The organism is Actinomadura sp. 9N407 (genome assembly GCF_044326315.1).
Taxonomy (GTDB): domain Bacteria; phylum Actinomycetota; class Actinomycetes; order Streptosporangiales; family Streptosporangiaceae; genus Spirillospora.
In genome coordinates this window covers 79,502-95,140 of sequence record NZ_JBIRAW010000018.1, presented here as the reverse complement: position 1 = coordinate 95,140, position 15,639 = coordinate 79,502, and the positions used below count along the sequence as shown (strand labels likewise).

Annotated in this window: 13 protein-coding genes; 8 read left to right on the top strand and 5 right to left on the bottom strand. The window is 72.9% G+C overall.

Annotation, left to right across the window (positions count from 1 at the left end; translation table 11 throughout):
- Positions 1–160: 160 nt before the first annotated feature.
- The 3 genes from ACH34Q_RS26660 to ACH34Q_RS26650 form a co-directional block, all read right to left on the bottom strand.
- A complete protein-coding gene (locus ACH34Q_RS26660) occupies positions 161–535 on the bottom strand; it encodes a hypothetical protein (RefSeq protein WP_395985795.1) in 375 nt (124 codons plus the stop codon).
- Positions 536–890: 355 nt separating this feature from the next.
- Positions 891–2,381, bottom strand: coding sequence for a CoA-acylating methylmalonate-semialdehyde dehydrogenase (locus tag ACH34Q_RS26655; RefSeq protein WP_395985794.1), 1,491 nt, complete (start codon positions 2,379–2,381; stop codon positions 891–893).
- Entirely contained in the window at positions 2,378–3,655 is a 1,278-nt protein-coding gene (locus tag ACH34Q_RS26650) for an aspartate aminotransferase family protein (protein WP_395985793.1), read from the bottom strand. The genes ACH34Q_RS26655 and ACH34Q_RS26650 overlap by 4 nt, the downstream gene beginning before the upstream one ends.
- A gap of 98 nt (positions 3,656–3,753) precedes the next feature.
- Here ACH34Q_RS26650 and ACH34Q_RS26645 point away from each other — a divergent pair, with 98 nt between their 5' ends.
- The 3 genes from ACH34Q_RS26645 (at position 3,754) to ACH34Q_RS26635 (ending at position 7,628) form a co-directional block, all read left to right on the top strand.
- Positions 3,754–5,355 carry a PucR family transcriptional regulator gene (locus ACH34Q_RS26645; RefSeq protein ID WP_395985792.1) on the top strand — a complete coding sequence of 534 codons (1,602 nt, stop codon included), beginning with the start codon at positions 3,754–3,756 and terminating at the stop codon, positions 5,353–5,355.
- 183 nt (positions 5,356–5,538) lie between these two features.
- Entirely contained in the window at positions 5,539–6,447 is a 909-nt protein-coding gene (locus ACH34Q_RS26640) for an aminoglycoside phosphotransferase family protein (RefSeq protein ID WP_395985882.1), read from the top strand.
- A 62-nt stretch (positions 6,448–6,509) separates the two neighbouring features.
- The gene (locus ACH34Q_RS26635; protein ID WP_395985791.1) at positions 6,510–7,628 is read left to right on the top strand and encodes a glutamate--cysteine ligase; all 1,119 of its coding nucleotides are present in this window, start codon (positions 6,510–6,512) and stop codon (positions 7,626–7,628) included.
- A gap of 163 nt (positions 7,629–7,791) precedes the next feature.
- Here the strand turns inward: ACH34Q_RS26635 and ACH34Q_RS26630 are convergent, their stop codons facing one another.
- The gene (locus ACH34Q_RS26630) at positions 7,792–8,595 is read right to left on the bottom strand and encodes a TrmB family transcriptional regulator (protein WP_395985790.1); all 804 of its coding nucleotides are present in this window, start codon (positions 8,593–8,595) and stop codon (positions 7,792–7,794) included.
- A gap of 42 nt (positions 8,596–8,637) precedes the next feature.
- On the opposite strand from ACH34Q_RS26630, the gene ACH34Q_RS26625 reads away from it, so the two are divergent.
- The 3 genes from ACH34Q_RS26625 to ACH34Q_RS26615 all read left to right on the top strand — a co-directional run bounded on the left by ACH34Q_RS26625 (position 8,638) and on the right by ACH34Q_RS26615 (position 11,099).
- Complete coding sequence (locus tag ACH34Q_RS26625; protein WP_395985789.1) at positions 8,638–9,288, top strand: class I SAM-dependent methyltransferase; 651 nt, start codon at positions 8,638–8,640, stop codon at positions 9,286–9,288.
- A gap of 80 nt (positions 9,289–9,368) precedes the next feature.
- Positions 9,369–10,115 (top strand): SDR family oxidoreductase, encoded by a 747-nt coding sequence (locus tag ACH34Q_RS26620; RefSeq protein ID WP_395985788.1) that lies wholly within the window; start codon positions 9,369–9,371, stop codon positions 10,113–10,115.
- Positions 10,116–10,214: 99 nt separating this feature from the next.
- Positions 10,215–11,099, top strand: a complete 885-nt coding sequence (locus ACH34Q_RS26615; RefSeq protein WP_395985787.1) for a lysophospholipid acyltransferase family protein — start codon at positions 10,215–10,217, stop codon at positions 11,097–11,099.
- Positions 11,100–11,301: 202 nt separating this feature from the next.
- Here ACH34Q_RS26615 and ACH34Q_RS26610 read toward each other — a convergent pair whose 3' ends face one another.
- Positions 11,302–11,790, bottom strand: coding sequence for a helix-turn-helix transcriptional regulator (locus ACH34Q_RS26610; protein ID WP_395985786.1), 489 nt, complete (start codon positions 11,788–11,790; stop codon positions 11,302–11,304).
- 138 nt (positions 11,791–11,928) lie between these two features.
- On the opposite strand from ACH34Q_RS26610, the gene ACH34Q_RS26605 reads away from it, so the two are divergent.
- Positions 11,929–13,116, top strand: coding sequence for a hypothetical protein (locus ACH34Q_RS26605; protein ID WP_395985785.1), 1,188 nt, complete (start codon positions 11,929–11,931; stop codon positions 13,114–13,116).
- A gap of 62 nt (positions 13,117–13,178) precedes the next feature.
- The gene (locus tag ACH34Q_RS26600; RefSeq protein WP_395985784.1) at positions 13,179–15,608 is read left to right on the top strand and encodes a tetratricopeptide repeat protein; all 2,430 of its coding nucleotides are present in this window, start codon (positions 13,179–13,181) and stop codon (positions 15,606–15,608) included.
- Positions 15,609–15,639: the final 31 nt, after the last annotated feature.

The following is a 15,639-nucleotide window of genomic DNA, read 5'->3' as shown; positions in this document are numbered from 1 at the left end:
TTCCGCCATTCACGAAAAAGACCACCACGGCCCGGGGGGACGGCGGGTGCTGGCGTCCGCGCCATACACGGAGGTTGCTGGAGAGGGATATGGCGCGGGCTGCCGTCCGTCCCGGGCCGCGGCGGCACCGGCGGGCGTGGCGAGGTTGGGGAACAGCGGATCACCTTGCAGTGCTGCCTGGCCACGCGATCGCCGGAACCCGGCGGAACGATGACGGTGTGATGCCCTCGAGACGGAGGAGATTCGAGGGCCGCCACGCGTCCTGCCGGGGGTCGTCACCGGCCGGCCGGTGACCGTCGCCGGTCAGCGGGAGGCCGGATTCGCCGGGCTGGGTGGAGTCGTCGGCGTACTGGACCACCTCGATCCGTGCGATGAGTCGCTGGGGGGTCTCGGCCTCGACGAACCCGCCGGTGTTCCGCTCGCGCGGCGGCAGCGCCCACCACCGGCCGGTGGACGGGCCGAACCACACGGTCCAGCCCGGGAACCGCCGGCCGAGCGCCTTCGCCTCGGCGGTGTGCCGGTCGTCTGCGGTCATCGCGCGGTCTCCTGCACCGGACCCATGGTCCCGGACCCATTGCGGACCGTGACCTTTTTAATTGCGTTTCCCGTTAATTGGGATAACCAGATTGTGTCGCCCGCCACAGAGGCAGTCAACACTTGTAGCTATTATTTGTCGGAGCCGGGATGGCAATAATTGACGACGAAAACATGCGAACGGCAGAAAATATCGGTGCCACCAGGGCCCACCGCCAGGGCCCCCACGGCACCGTGGCCACGACCCACCGGCATCGTGGCCACCGCACCGCATGCGCCTTTCAAGCATATTTAGTGGAATATGAGCGATTCGCCCTGACCCATCCCATCCGCCGTTCGTCCCGGAAGGGACGCGGTCAGCCGCTGGTCGGGAAGCCCAGGTTCACTCCGCCGTGGCTGGGGTCGAGCCACCGTGCCGTGACCGCCTTGGTCCGCGTGTAGAAGTGCACGCCTTCCATGCCGTGCGCATGGCTGTCGCCGAACAGCGAGGATTTCCAGCCCCCGAACGAGTAGTAGGCCATCGGCACCGGGATCGGCACGTTGATGCCGACCATCCCGACCTCCACCTCGTTCTGGAACCGGCGCGCGGCCCCGCCGTCGTTGGTGAAGATGGCGGTGCCGTTGCCGTACGGGTTGGCGTTGAGCAGGTCCATGGCCTCCTCGTACGAGCCGGCCCGTACGACCGACAGCACCGGGCCGAAGATCTCGTCGCGGTAGGCGTCCATCTCCGGCGTCACATGGTCGAGCACGGTCGGGCCGAGCCAGAAGCCGTCGCCGGGCACCGGCGTCTCGCGGCCGTCCACGGCCAGCGTGGCGCCCTGCGCGACGCCGCCGTCCAGGTAGGAGACGACCTTGTCCCGGTGGGCCCGGGTGACCAGCGGGCCCATCTCGGACTCGGGATCGTCGCCGGGGCCCACCTTCAGCCGGGCGACGCGCTCCTTGACCTTGCCGACCAGCTCGTCCCCGACCGGATCGACGGCGACGACCACGGAGATCGCCATGCAGCGCTCGCCGGCCGAGCCGAACCCGGCCGAGACCGCCGCGTCGGCGGCCAGGTCGAGATCGGCGTCGGGCAGCACGACCATGTGGTTCTTGGCGCCGCCGAGCGCCTGCACGCGCTTGCCGTTGCGCGCGGCCGTCTCGTAGATGTAGCGGGCGATCGGGGTCGAGCCGACGAAGCTGACCGCCCGGACGTCGTCGTGGTGCAGCAGCCCGTCCACCGCGGCCTTGTCACCGTGGACCACGTTGAAGACACCGTCCGGCAGCCCGGCCTCGGCCCACAGCTCGGCCATCCGCACCGACGCCGACGGGTCCTTCTCCGACGGCTTGAGCACGAACGTGTTCCCGCAGGCGATCGCCACCGGGAACATCCACATCGGCACCATCACCGGGAAGTTGAACGGCGTGATCCCGGCGACCACGCCGAGCGGCTGCAGGATCGAGTACGCGTCGACCCGCGACGACACGTTCTCCGAGAATCCGCCCTTGAGCAGGTGCGGGATGCCGCAGGCGAACTCCACGACCTCCAGGCCCCGGGCAACCTCGCCCGCCGCGTCCGACACGACCTTGCCGTGCTCGGACGAGACCAGCCTGGCCAGCTCGTCACGGTGCTCGCTCACCAGCTCGCGGAAGCGGAACAGCACCTTCGTGCGCTTCGAGAGCGACGCGTCCCGCCAGCCGGGGAAGGCGGCCTTGGCCGCGGCGACGGCCGCGTCGACCTCGGCCCGCCCGGCGAAGTCGACCTTCCCGGACACCGTCCCGGTGGACGGTTCGTAAATGTCGCCCTGACGTTCGGCGGTCCCGTCGTGGGGCTTGCCGCCGATCCAATGCGTGACGTGCTTGGTCATGTGGCGTTCACGGCTTCCAGGGAGTCGATGATGATGGCCAGGCCCTCCGCGGCCTCGGCCTCGGTCAGTGTCAGCGGCGGTGCCATCCGCACCACATTGCCGTACAGGCCGCCCTTGCCGACCAGCAGGCCCCGCTCACGGCAGGCCTCCATGACGGCCGCCGCCTCCTCCGGGCCGGCCAGCTCGACCGCGAACATCAGGCCCTTGCCGCGTACGTCGCGTACCGCCTCGATCCGCCCGGCCGCCTCGCGCAGCCCGCCGATGATCGTCGCGCCCCGCGCCGCCGCGTTGGCCTGCAGGTCATGGTCGAGCACGTAGTCGAGCGTGGCGTTGGCCGCCGCCATCGAGACCGGGTTGCCACCGAACGTGGACAGCCCCACCGCGTGCAGCGCGTCCATCAGCTCGCCCCGCGCGACCACGCCGCCGACCGCGAAGCCGTTGCCGAGCCCCTTGGCGAACGTCATCATGTCCGGCGTCACGCCGTGGTTCTCGATGCCGAAGAAGCCCTGCCCCGTCCGGCCCCATCCCGTCTGCACCTCGTCGGAGATGAACAGGATCCCGAACTCGTCCAGGACCTCCTTGTACGCGGCGAACAACCCGTCCGGGGCCATCGTGAACCCGCCCACGCCCTGGATCGGCTCGGCGATCAGCGCCGCGACGTCACCGCCCGCCGCCGTCGCCAGCACGTGCCGCAGGTCCTGGACGCACACGTCGATGTACGCCTCGTCCGAGAGCCCGGCGAACTGCGGCAGCATCCGGTCGGCCCCGTGCAGGAAGTGCGTGTGCAGCGGCGCGTACGACACGTTCGTCCAGGCCCGGTTGCCCGTGACGCCGATCGCCCCGAACGACCGGCCGTGGTAGCTCTGCCGCATCGCCAGCATCTGGTCGCTGCGCCGGGCGTACGCGGCCAGCAGCAGCGCGGTCTCGTTGGCCTCCGTACCCGAGGTGGTGAAGAAGACCTTGGCGTCCGGGATGCCGGACAGCCGCGCGATCTTCTCCGCCAGGTCGACCTGGGCGCGGATCAGGTACGACGTCGAGGTGTGCACGACGCCGGTGGCCAGCTGGCGCTCCACCGCCTCCCGTACCTCCGGGACGTCGTACCCGAGCATGTTGGTGAGGATGCCCGTGAAGAAGTCGAGATACCCCTTGCCCTCCGCGTCGGTCACCCGGCTGCCCTTGCCGGAGACGATCTCGATCGGTTCGGCGTAGTTGAGCGGGACCCAGGACGGCATGACCGCCCGATGGCGGTTCAGCAAGCTGGCGTGTTCCGGCATGGCCCAAGTCTCGCCCCGCCACCTCCCCCGGGCCAGTTCCACAGTGTCAGGATCCGGCTCCCTGGATTGACGCTGTGGAGCCTTACACTGTGTCAACGATGCTTCCGACGCTGGCCGACGTCCTGGATCTCGACGCCGTACGCCGCGGCCAGCCGCACGTGGTCGCCGGCGGCGACCGCCTCGGCAACCGGGTCCGCTGGGTGCACGTCGCCGAGGTCACCGACATCGCGCACCTCCTGCACGGCGGTGAGCTGGTGCTCACCACCGGAATCGCGCTGCCCGACGACCCCGCCCGGCTGCGCGCCTACATCGGCGAGCTGGCCGAGGTCGGCGTCAGCGGCCTGATGATCGAGCTCGGCCGGCGGTACGCCGAGATCCTGCCGCCCGCCCTGCTCGCCGCCGCCGAGGAGCACGGCCTCCCCGTGATCATGCTGGCGCACGAGCCCGCGTTCGTGGACATCACCGAGTCGGTGCACGCGCGCATCGTCCAGGACCAGTTCGCCGAGCTGCGCGCCTCCGAACGGCTGCACGAGATCTTCACCCGGCTCTCGGTCGAGGGCGCCACCACCGACGAGGTCGTCCACCAGGTCGCCGCGCTCGGCGGCCGCCCGGTCATCCTGGAGAACCTCTCCCACCAGGTGCTGGCCGCCGACGCCGACGGCCGCGACCCCGCCGAGCTCCTGTCGGCCTGGGAGACCCGTTCCCGCGCCGTACGCCCCGGCCGCCGTACCGGCTACGACGAGGCGTCCGGCTGGCTGGTCACCACCGTCGGCGCCCGCGGCGAGGACTGGGCCCGCCTCATCATCACCCTCGGCGCCCCGCCCACCCCGCGCGAGACCGTCCTGATCGAACGCGCCGCCACCACCCTCGCCCTCGGCCGCCTCCTGGACCGGCACGCCGAGAGCGTCGAACGCCAGGCGCACGGCACGATCATCGCCCGCATCCTCGAACACGCCTACTCCGACCCCCAGGAGGCCGCCGCCCGCGCCCGCGCGCTCGGCGTCCCGCTGTCGGGCCGCCGCCTGCTCGGCGTCGCCGTCCGCCTCCGTACCCCCGGCCAGCCCGCCGAGATCTCCGAACTCGCCGAGACCACCGCCGCCGCCTGCAAGGACGCCCGCCTGTCGGCCCTGGTCGGCGTCCTGGACGAGGGCGGTCCCGACGCCCGCGTCGGCGTCCTGGCCTCGCTGCCCGCCCGCGCCGACGCCGAGACCGCCCTCGCCGCCATCGCCACCCGCGTCCGCGCCCAGTCCGCCGCCGTCCTGGCCGCCGGCTCCGTCGTGGAGTCCATCCGCGACGTCCGCCGCTCGTTCCTGGAGGCCGAGCAGGTCGCCGACGTCGCCTGCCGCTCCTCCGGCGACCGCCTCTTCTACCGCCTCCCCGACCTGCGCCTGCGCGGCCTCCTGCACCTGCTCCGCGACGACGCCCGCATCCAGACCTTCGTCGAACGCGAACTCGGCCCCCTCCTGGAGTACGACGCCGAACGCGGCGGCGACCTGGCCGGAATCCTGCGCGTCTACCTCGACACCGGCCGCAACAAGGCCGTCGCCGCCCAGCGGGCCCACCTCTCCCGCCCCGCCTTCTACGAGCGCCTCCGCCGGATCGAACGCGTCCTGTCCACCAGCCTCGACGACGTCGACTCCTGCGTCTCCCTCCACGTCGCCCTGCTGGCCCTCGACTCCCTCCGCCAGGAACGCCCCTGACGCAGGGTGTCGGGCCTCGACCAGAACGATCAGGTGCCGGAAGCCGTCGTGCCGGCGATCGAGGCCGTCTCACCTGATTCCGAGATCCGTGACCGCGAGCGAAAGCCGCGACCCTCCGCCGCGGCCGGGATCCCTGACGGAGATCGACCGCCGCTGAGCGCGCGTAGGCTCCGGTTCGTGGGGATGATCGAGGTTCCGGGGCTGCTGGCCGAGTACCAGGCGCGGTTCAACGGAGGCGCCGGGCGGGGCTGGATCCAGGAGCTGCCCGGGCTGGTGGACGGGTGCCTGGAACGGTGGGACCTGCGGCCTGACGGGACCGTCCGGCATGGGATGGCGGCGCTCGTGGTGCCCGTGGTCCGGGCCGACGGTACGGCGGCGGTGCTCAAGCTCCAGCGGCTGGACGAGGAGAACGAGGGCGAGGCCGAGGCCCTGCGGCTCTGGGACGGGCAAGGCGCCGTACAGCTGCTCGACGAGGACGTTCCGGCCGGAGCGCTGCTGCTGGAACGGCTCGACGCGGAACGGTCGCTGGCAGCGCTGGACGATGACACGCAGGCGCTGAAGATCCTGGCAGAGCTGCTGGGACGGCTGGTCGCGGTGCCCGCGCCGGCGGGGATACGGCGGCTGACCGATATCGCCCATGCGATGGTGCGGCAGGCACCGGAGGCCGTAGCCGCGTACGGGGAACGGCGGTCGATCCTGGAGGTGTGCGCCGGGGCCGTGGCGGATCTGGCCGATGAGGCCGGGGATCGGCTGCTGCATTGGGACCTGCACTACGACAACGTGCTGGCCGGTACGCGGGAGCCGTGGCTGGCGATCGATCCGAATCCGCTGGCCGGGGATCCGGGGTTCGACCTCATGCCCGCGCTCGACAACCGGTGGGACGAGATCGTGGCCACGGGCGATGTCGCGCGAGCGGTTCGGCGGCGGTTCGATCTGATGGTGGACATGCTCGGCCTGGAACGGCGGCGGTCGGCGGGGTGGACGTTGGGGCGGGTCCTGCAGAACACGCTCTGGGACGCCGAGGACGGGGAGCCGCGGATGAGTCCCGTCCAGCTGGCGATCGGCGAGGCGCTGCTGCCGTACTGGATCTGAACGCGATCTGGATCTGAACGCGGCCTGGATGTAAACGCGGCCTGATCGGGCAGAACCGGACGGTGAAGCCGCGGACGTTCGGGGTTGAGGAAGAGTTGCTGCTCGTCGATCCGGACGGCGGGGGGCCGCGTGCGGTGTCGGGGGCGGTGCTCCGGTTCGCCCGGGAGCACGGCGGGGTACCGCTGGCCGGGTCGGGGAACGCGGGGCTCCTGGAGACGGAGTTCCAGCGCGAGCAGCTGGAGACGTGCACGCTGCCCTGCTCGTCGCTCGACGAGCTGAGCGAGCAGATTCGCGGCGTGCGGCAGGCGGCGTCGGTGGCGGCGGCCGGGGTGGGGGCCGCGGTGGCGGCGGTGGCGACCTGCCCGCTGGAGGTGCACCCGTCGCTGACGCCCTCGCGCCGGTACGAGCGGATGGCCGGCGAGTACCGGCTCACCGCCGACGAGCAGCTCACCTGCGGCTGCCATGTGCATGTGAACGTCGAGTCGCCCGATGAGGGCGTGGCCGTCCTGGACCGGATCCGGCCGTGGCTGCCCCCGCTGCTGGCGCTGACCGCGAACTCACCGTTCTGGCAGGGGACGGATTCTGGGTACGAGAGCTGGCGGCAGCAGGTGTGGGGGCGCTGGCCGTCCAGCGGCCCGACCGAGCTGTTCGGGTCGGCGGAGGGCTACCGGGCGACGGTGGGCTCGCTGCTGGCCACCGGGGCGCTGCTGGACGAGGGCATGGTCTATTTCGACGCGCGGCTGTCGCGGCACTACCCGACGGTGGAGATCCGGGTCGCGGACGTGTGCCTGAACGTGTCGGACGCCGTGCTGACGGCGGCGCTCGTACGGGCGCTGGTGGACACCGCGGCCAGGGCGTGGCGCGCGGGCGAGGAGCCGGACGCCGTACGGACCGATCTGCTGCGGCTGGCGATGTGGCGCGCGAGCCGTTCCGGGCTCGATGGGGAGCTCGTCCACCCGTTGGCGCACCGTGCCGTGCCGGCCCGCGAGGCCCTGGACGCGCTGCTCGTCCATGTCGCGGAGGCGCTGGAACGCTATGGCGACCTGGAGACGGCCGAACGCCTGCTCGGCCGGGTGCTCGAAGAGGGGACCGGTGCCCGGCGGCAGCGGTCGGTGTACGACCGGACCGGCGAGATGAGCGAGGTCGTTGCCGACGCCGTACGCCGAACAGCCGCGTCCTAGTGCTTGTCGCAAGCGGCCTCAGCCACCGCGCGCTACCTGGCCGGTGAGGCAAAGCCGAAGGCGCGCCTCACCGTCCAGATCGCGAAGCGATGTCGCGCTCGCCCAAGGCACGGTCACGGTGCGAGCCGCTAGGCGAGCGCCGTGGGCCGGGACTGAGACACAGCTAGCGGCGCAGCAGGCGGCGGAGTCCGGGCTCGGTGGTGAAGAGGCGTTCCAGCTCTTCGGGGCCGATGTGGTCGGCGAGGGTCTGGAGCGCGATGTCCTGGCGCACGTATTCGGCGGCCATCAGCGCGACGGCCGGGTCGGCGGTGTAGACGCCCCAGGCGGCGCCGTCGCCGAAGCCGCCCACGACGGCCTCGCGGCGGTCGCCGACGACCACGATCAGGCGGTAGCCGAGGTCGTCGAGCACGGCGTCCGGGTGGCGGTGCTCGTGGACGCTGCCGGGCAGGTCGGACTCGCCGAACGAGATGACCGACACCTCCGCGCCCCGGCCGGCGGCGGCCCGGACGTGCGGGGCCAGGCGGCGGGTCTCCTGCGGCCAGGCGGACAGGAACAGGTCCCGGGACGCGCCCGCGATCACGTCCTCCGCGCGGGTGAGCATCGCCTCGGCGTCGGTGAGGCTGTGCAGCAGGTGGGCCTCGGGTTCGGCCACGACGGCGGGCAGTGCTTCCTCCAGCGCGGCGAGCGATCCGTCGAACTCGCGGCGCAGCCGTTCGATCAGGGCCTCGGGCGGGAGCGGCAGGTAGTCGGTGGCGTCGGTCTCCCCGCGCCGCTCGTACGCGGCGCCGCGGGCGACCAGCTTGCCGAGCGTCTCGTACACCGTGCTGCGCGGTACGCCGGACCGCTTGGCGACCTCGTACCCGTTGATCGGCCGGCCGGCGGCCACGAGGGCGACATAGGCCTTGGCCTCGTACCCCGACATGCCCAGCCGCTGAAGATGCTCGAGGACGTCCCGCACCGGCGTCATGCTACTCGCGCCATGATCCTCCCGGTGGGCCAGAATGCCCGCGTGACCCGATACCTGGACGACGAGGCGCTGGAACGATCGGCGGTGGTCGCCAACTGCGCCATGAACCGCGAACGGTCGCTGACCGGCTCGAACGGCTACGGGCGCGAGCTCGGCATCGACGTCCTGGCGGAGCTGGCGGAGGGCGCCCGGTGGCTGGACCTGTGTTGCGGGAGCGGCCGGGCGCTGGACGAGGCCGCCGCGCTCCTGGCCGGGCGCGCCGAGATCGTCGGCGTCGATCTGGCCGGGCATTTCGTCCGTGCGCGGCCGGCGGGCCCGACGCTGGTGACCGCGTCCGTCACGGACTGGACGCCGGACGGGCGGTTCGATCTCATCAGCTGCGTGCACGGGCTGCACTATGTGGGCGACAAGCTGGGAGTACTCGCGCGGGCGGCGTCCTGGCTCGCCGACGACGGGCTGCTGGTGGCGAGCTTCGACGCCCGTTCCGTCCGGCTCGTGGACGGTACGGCGCGGCGGCTCACGGCCGAGCTGCGGCGGCAGGGCTTCGCGTACGACGCGTCCCGCCGCCGGATCTCGCTGCGCGGTGGACGCGAGGTGCGGTTCCCGTTCCGCTACCTCGGTGCCGACGATCAGGCGGGCCCCAACTACACCGGTCAGCCCGCGGTCGACTCGTACTACCGGGCCGACTCGTAGCACCGAACCAGCTCGTAGCACCGGGCCGACTCGTAGCCTGGCCGACTCGGGCCACGGGGCCGGGCACTAGCCTGCGGAGCGTGGATCTCGGACTGAACGGCAGGCGGGCGGCGGTCGCGGCGGCCAGCGGCGGGCTCGGGTACGCGGCGGCGCGGGCGCTGCTGGACGAGGGCGCGCGGGTGGCCATCTGCGGCCGTGACCGGAAGCGGCTGGACGCGGCGGCCGAGCGGCTCGGCGAGGGCGCGCACCCGATCGTCGCCGACGTGGGATCGCCGGAGGGCGCGACGGCGTTCGTCCGGGAGGCTCAGCAGGCGCTCGGTGGCGTGGACATCCTGGTCACCAACGCGGGCGGGCCACCGCCCGGCGACTTCGCCTCGACGCCGGTGGAGGCGTACGGCCCGGCGCTGGACCTCAACCTGATGTCGGTGGTCGCGATGTGCAAGGCGGCCGTGCCGGCGATGCAGGAGCGGCGGTGGGGACGGGTCGTGGCGGTCACCTCGATCACCGTGCGGCAGCCGTCGGCGACGCTGATCCTGTCCAACACGGCCAGGGCGGGCGCGACCGGCTTCCTGAAGACGCTGGCGCTGGAGGTCGCCCGGGACGGCGTGACGGTCAACTCGCTGCTGCCCGGCTCGCACGCGACCGACCGGCTGCGCGCGCTGTCGGGCGGCGACCTGGAGGGGGTCGCGGCGGGCATTCCGGCAGGCCGGGTCGGTGACCCCGCCGACTTCGGCGCGTACGTGGCGTTCCTGTGCTCGGAGCAGGCGCGATTCGTGACGGGGACCGCGGTCGCCGTCGACGGCGGGGAGTACGGCGGGCTGCTCTGACGGGTGGGCATGCTCGAACGAGTGGCATGCTCGGACGGGTGGGCATGCTCTGACGGGCGAGTCAGGGCCGCGGGTCATGCGCCGTTACGATGACGCGCCATGGCCTCCCCTGTCGATTGGACTCCCCCGTCCGAGCATCTGATCCGCGCGGCGAACCTGGCCCTGGAGCCGTGGCGCGCGTGGACCTCGCCCGTCTTCCACGGGCTGCGGCACGTGCCCGAGCGAGGGCCGGCCCTGCTGGCCGGCAACCACACCGTCTACGGCGTGATCGACGCACCGCTGATCTTCTTCGAGATCCACCGGCGGCGCGGTGTCTGGGTGCGCTCGCTGGCCGACCACGCGCACTGGCAGGTGCCGGTCTGGCGGACGGTCATGGACGTGGGCGGCTCGGTCGACGGCACCCGCGACAACTGCCGTGCGCTGCTGAACGCGGGGCAGCAGGTCGTGGTGTTCCCCGGCGGGGCGCGCGAGGCCGCCCGGGACCGCGACGACCGGTACCGGCTGCAGTGGGAGCGCCGGTTCGGCTTCGCCCGGATGGCGATCGAGGCGGGCTGCCCGATCGTCCCGTTCGGAACGGTCGGCGTGGAGGAGATGTTCACGACGGTGGTGGACCCGGGCAGCCCGCTGCTGGCCCCGGCCCGCGCCCTCGGCCGTGCGGTCCTGGGCGAGCGGGGCCGCCGCGATGACGTGGTCATGCCGCTGTCGCGGGGCATCGGGCTCACGCCGTTCCCGCGTCCCGAACGGCTCTACTTCGGCTTCGGGGAGCCGATCGACACCACGCCCTGGGCGGGCCGCGCGGACGACGTCGTGGCCGTCACGGAGGTACGCGACCTCGCCCGCAAGGTGGTGGAGGGCATCATCGACGGCCTGCGTGCCGAGCAGGCCGCCGATCCGGGCCGTACCCCGATGGGACGGATCGGCCGCGGCATCGCCCGAGGCAGCCGTGCCCTGCCCCGCGTCGCGCCCCGCCTCATCTCCCGCTGACGTCTGTGTCCCCGCTGACGACTGTGTCCCCCGCTGTCGTATGTACCTCCCGCTGACGCCTCTGTCTTCCACTGACGCCCGTACCTCCCGCTGACGCCCGGTGCGGACCGCTGCGGGGCGCCCCGGGGGCGGGCCGCCCCGCAGCGGCGGTGGGCCCGCCGCCCGTTCCGCTCGCGCAACCGGAACGGGCGGCGGGGGCCTGTCAGGCCGCGGTCTTGGCGGCGCGGCGCTGGAAGGGCAGGTAGTTGTCGGGGCGGCGGGGACGGGCGAGCAGGCCGGTGGACTCGACGGCCAGGATGCGGTCGAAGCGGAAGGCGCGGATGCCGCGGCGCATCCGGCACCAGCCGACGAGGTACCAGTGGTCGCGGTGGACGAGGCAGGTCACGGGCTCCACCTCGCGGATCGTGACGTTGGCGCCGGCGTCGCCGTAGCAGAGCCGGACGACGCGGTGCTCGGTGATCGCCGCGGCGACGACGCGGGCGCGGTCGGCGGTGGAGGCGTCGAGGGTCTCGGTCAGGGTGCCGAGGGTGGCGGTGACGACGTCGTCGTGGGTGTCGAGGTCGAACAGGGTGCGCAGGGCCCGCCGCGCGGTCGCGGCCTGCGGGCCGGTGCCCAGATGGGCCAGGGAGAGCGCCAGGGCGGAGAGCTCCGCCGGGGTGAGGTCGGTGCGGTGCGTCGCAACGTTCGCCATGATTCGATAATACGTTCGACCACTGACATTTTGCAGGCCCCGGGGCCGCCTCTTGAGAAGGGTCTGCGCATGGTGAACACTGATCACCACCAAATGCTCGTACCGGGGGATACAGGGGCAGAGTTGGGGCGACCACCGATGAGCCGTGACGAGGTGGACCGCGCCCTCGGGCACCTGCGGGACGAGAAGGAGCGCATCGGGGCGGCGCTGCTCGAACTGGAGGCGCACCACGGGTACCGGCTGCTGGAGGGCGCGGCGCTGACCGGGGAGACGGCGCGGCGCCAGGCCGCGCTGCTCGCCGGCATGTCCGCGCTCTGGACGATGTTCGACCTCTACGGCCGCACGCTCGGCACCGCCGAGGAGCTGCGCGCGCGCCACGCGAGGCCGGGCGCCGTCCAGCTCGCCGAGCTGACCCGGCTGCTCAGCGGGCCCGCGGTCGAACTGCCCGCCGAGGAGATCCCGCTGGAACGGCGCACGCTGCTGGCCGCGACGGGCGGCGAGAAGCTGACGCTGCAGGGCGTGGTGGCGCGGATGACGCCGATGTACGAGGAGGCGGCCCGTACGGTCGCCGCCGTCGACTCGGTCTGGTCGGCGCTGCTGGCCCGGCTGGACGAGATCGAGGCAATCCTGCGCGCGGTGGCGGAGATGGCCGAGGGGCTCGGGGCACCGGAGCCGGAGTACGAGCGCGTCCGCGAGAACGTGCGGATCCTGGGCGCGAGCGTGCGGTCCGACCCGCTCTCGGTCGGGACCGGCGGGCTCGACGCCGCCACGCGCGACCTGATGACCCTGCGCGACCGGCTGGGCGAGGCCCTGCGGTTCCGCGCGGGCTTCGATGACCGGATGCGGCAGGTACGGGACGCGGTCGCCCTCGTGCGCGAGACGGAGGAGGAGACCCGGCGCGTGCGCGAGCGCGTGCTGGAGAAGATCGCCTCTCCTGCGCTGCCGGCCCCCACGGACCTGGCCGCCGCGCTGGACGACCGGCTGGCGGCCCTGCACGGACTGCGCGACCAGCGGCGCTGGGGCGACCTGGCCGACCGCGCCACCGATCTCGAACGCGCCGCGCGGGACGCGCTGCGGCGGGCCCGCGAGGACCTCGGGCTGGTCACCGGCCTGCTCGACCGGCGCGAGGAGCTGCGCGGGCGGCTGCGGGCCTACAAGGTGAAGGCCGCGCGGCTCGGGCTCGCCGAGGACGACGCGCTCACCCGCATGTACGAGGAGGCCCGCGCACTGCTGTGGACCTCCCCCTGTGACCTCAGGAAGGCGACCGTCATGCTGTCCGGTTACCAGCAGGCCATCACCACGCGGGCGGAAGGGCCGGGACGATGAACCAGTGCATGGTGCCGGGCTGCGGCGGAACCGTCGAAGACGGCTACTGCGTCGTATGCGGTATGGCAGCCACGGCGGGTCCCGGTCCGACACCGAGTTCCGGCCCGACTCCGGGCTCCGGTCCGACACCGGGTACCGCGCCGCGCTCCTGTGCCCAGCCCGGCTGCGCGGGGACGATCGAGGACGGCTACTGCGACATCTGCGGTACGTCGGCCGCCGAGGCTCCTCCGGCTTCCCCCACTCCCCAGGCTCCCCCTCCCCCAGCGACCCCACCCTCCGGTCAGTGCGCCCAGTCCGGTTGTCCGGGCACCATCGTCGACGGCTACTGCGACGTGTGCGGGCTGCCGCCGTCCCAGAAGACGGAGGGCATGGCCTCCTCCGGCTGGATCGGCAGCGGGCGGTCCGGCTCGACCGGTTCCGGGTCCACGCGTTCGGGCTCCACGCGCTCGTCCGGGCGGCGCGGCATGCTGGGCGCCGGGCTGGTGGAGGTACCGCGCGTCCCGTACCGCGACCCCTCCTCGGCGGTCCTGTCCGATCCGCAGGTCGCCGAGAGCAGGCGCTTCTGCAGCAGCTGCGGCGAGAAGGTCGGGCGCAGCCGCGACGGCCGCCCCGGCCGTACGGAGGGGTTCTGCCCCAAGTGCAGGTCCGGGTTCTCGTTCACGCCCAAGCTCGCCGCCGGTGACCTGGTCGGCGGGCAGTACGAGGTGCTGGGCTGCATCGCGCACGGCGGGCTCGGCTGGATCTACCTGGCGCTCGACCGCAACGTCAACGACCGCTGGGTGGTGCTCAAGGGCCTGCTCGACACCGGGGACGCGGACGCGATGGCCGCCGCGACCGCCGAGCGCGCCTTCCTGGCCGAGGTCGAGCACCCCAACATCGTCAAGATCTACAACTTCGTGCAGCACGCCGGCGCCGACTACATCGTGATGGAGTACGTCGGCGGCGAGTCGCTGAAGGACATCCTGCAGCGCCACCGCAACGAGGCCGGCGAGCAGGCGCTGCCGGTCGGTCAGGCGATCGCGTACGGGCTCGAAGTGCTGCAGGCGTTCGGCTACCTGCACGCGCAGGGCCTGGTCTACTGCGACTTCAAGCCCGACAACGTGATCCAGTCCGAGGAGCAGCTGCGGCTGATCGACCTCGGCGGGGTGCGGCGGCTGGACGACCAGGACGGCGCGATCTACGGGACGGTCGGCTACCAGGCCCCCGAGATCGAAGCCGACGGCCCCTCGATCACCTCCGACCTCTACACCGTCGGCCGGGCGCTGGCGGTGCTGAGCTTCCCGTTCAAGGGCTACACCTCGACGTTCGCCGACAGCCTGCCGCCGCCCGCCGACGTGCCGGTGCTGGCGCGGTTCCCCTCGTACGACCGGCTGCTGCGGCGGGCCACGCACAAGGAACCGGCGCGCCGCTTCCTGGACGCGGCCGACATGGCCGAACAGCTCACCGGGGTCCTGCGCGAGGTGCTGGCGGCCGAGGACGGCGTCCCGCGCCCCGCGCTGTCGGGGCTCTTCGGCCAGGAACGCTCGGTGCCCGGCACCGACCCGGGGCGGATGGCCGACGGCGAGGACGTGCTGCCACCCGTGCTCAGGGCGGAGGCGGCGGCGTCGCTGCCCGTTCCGCTGGTGGACGGGAACGACCCGGCCGCCCAGTTCCTGGCCGGGCTCACCGCGCTCGAACCCGCCCGGATGGCCGAGGCCGTGGCGAGCGCGCCCGTACAGACGCACGAGGTACGGCTGACGCTCGCCCGGGTGCGGATCGAGCTGGGCGCGTACGACGACGCGCGGGCGCTGCTCGACCAGATCGCGGGCGAGCGTCCCGGCGACTGGCGGATCGGGTGGTACCACGCGCTGGCGACGCTGGCCGAGGGCCGCCCGGACGAGGCCGCCACGCTCTTCAACGAGCTGTACGCGCTGCTGCCCGGCGAGGCCGCGCCCAAGCTGGCGCTGGCGCACTGCCTCGAGATCGCCGCGCCACCGCGGGCCGCCGCGCTGTACGAGACGGTCTGGCGGACCGACCGGCAGTACATCGGTGCCGCCTTCGGGCTCGCCCGGGTGCATCTGGCCCGCGGCGACCGGGCGGCGGCGACGGCCGTGCTGGACTCGGTGCCCTCGACCTCGATCCGGTTCGTGTCGGCGCAGGTGGCCGCCATGACGGCCGCCGTGCGGGGCCGCCCGCCCGGCGAGGTGAGCGCCGCCGAGCTGGCGCGGGCCGGGGAGCGGCTGGAAACCCTGGACCTGGAGGGCGGGCGGCGCGACCGGCTGGCCGTGGAGATCTTCGAGGCCGCGCTGGACTGGGTGGAGAACGGCACGTCCGCCACCCGTGGCGGCCATCCGCAGGGCGGCACGCTGCTCGGCGCGCCGCTGCTGGAGATCCCGCTGCGGCTGCGGCTGGAGGAGACCTACCGCTCGCTCGCGCGCCACACCACCGCCCGGGAGGACCGGCGGTGGCTCATCGACTGCGCCAACGCCGTACGGCCGAGGACACTGCTGTGACGGGGGACGCCATGTGGGGGGACGCTGCGGC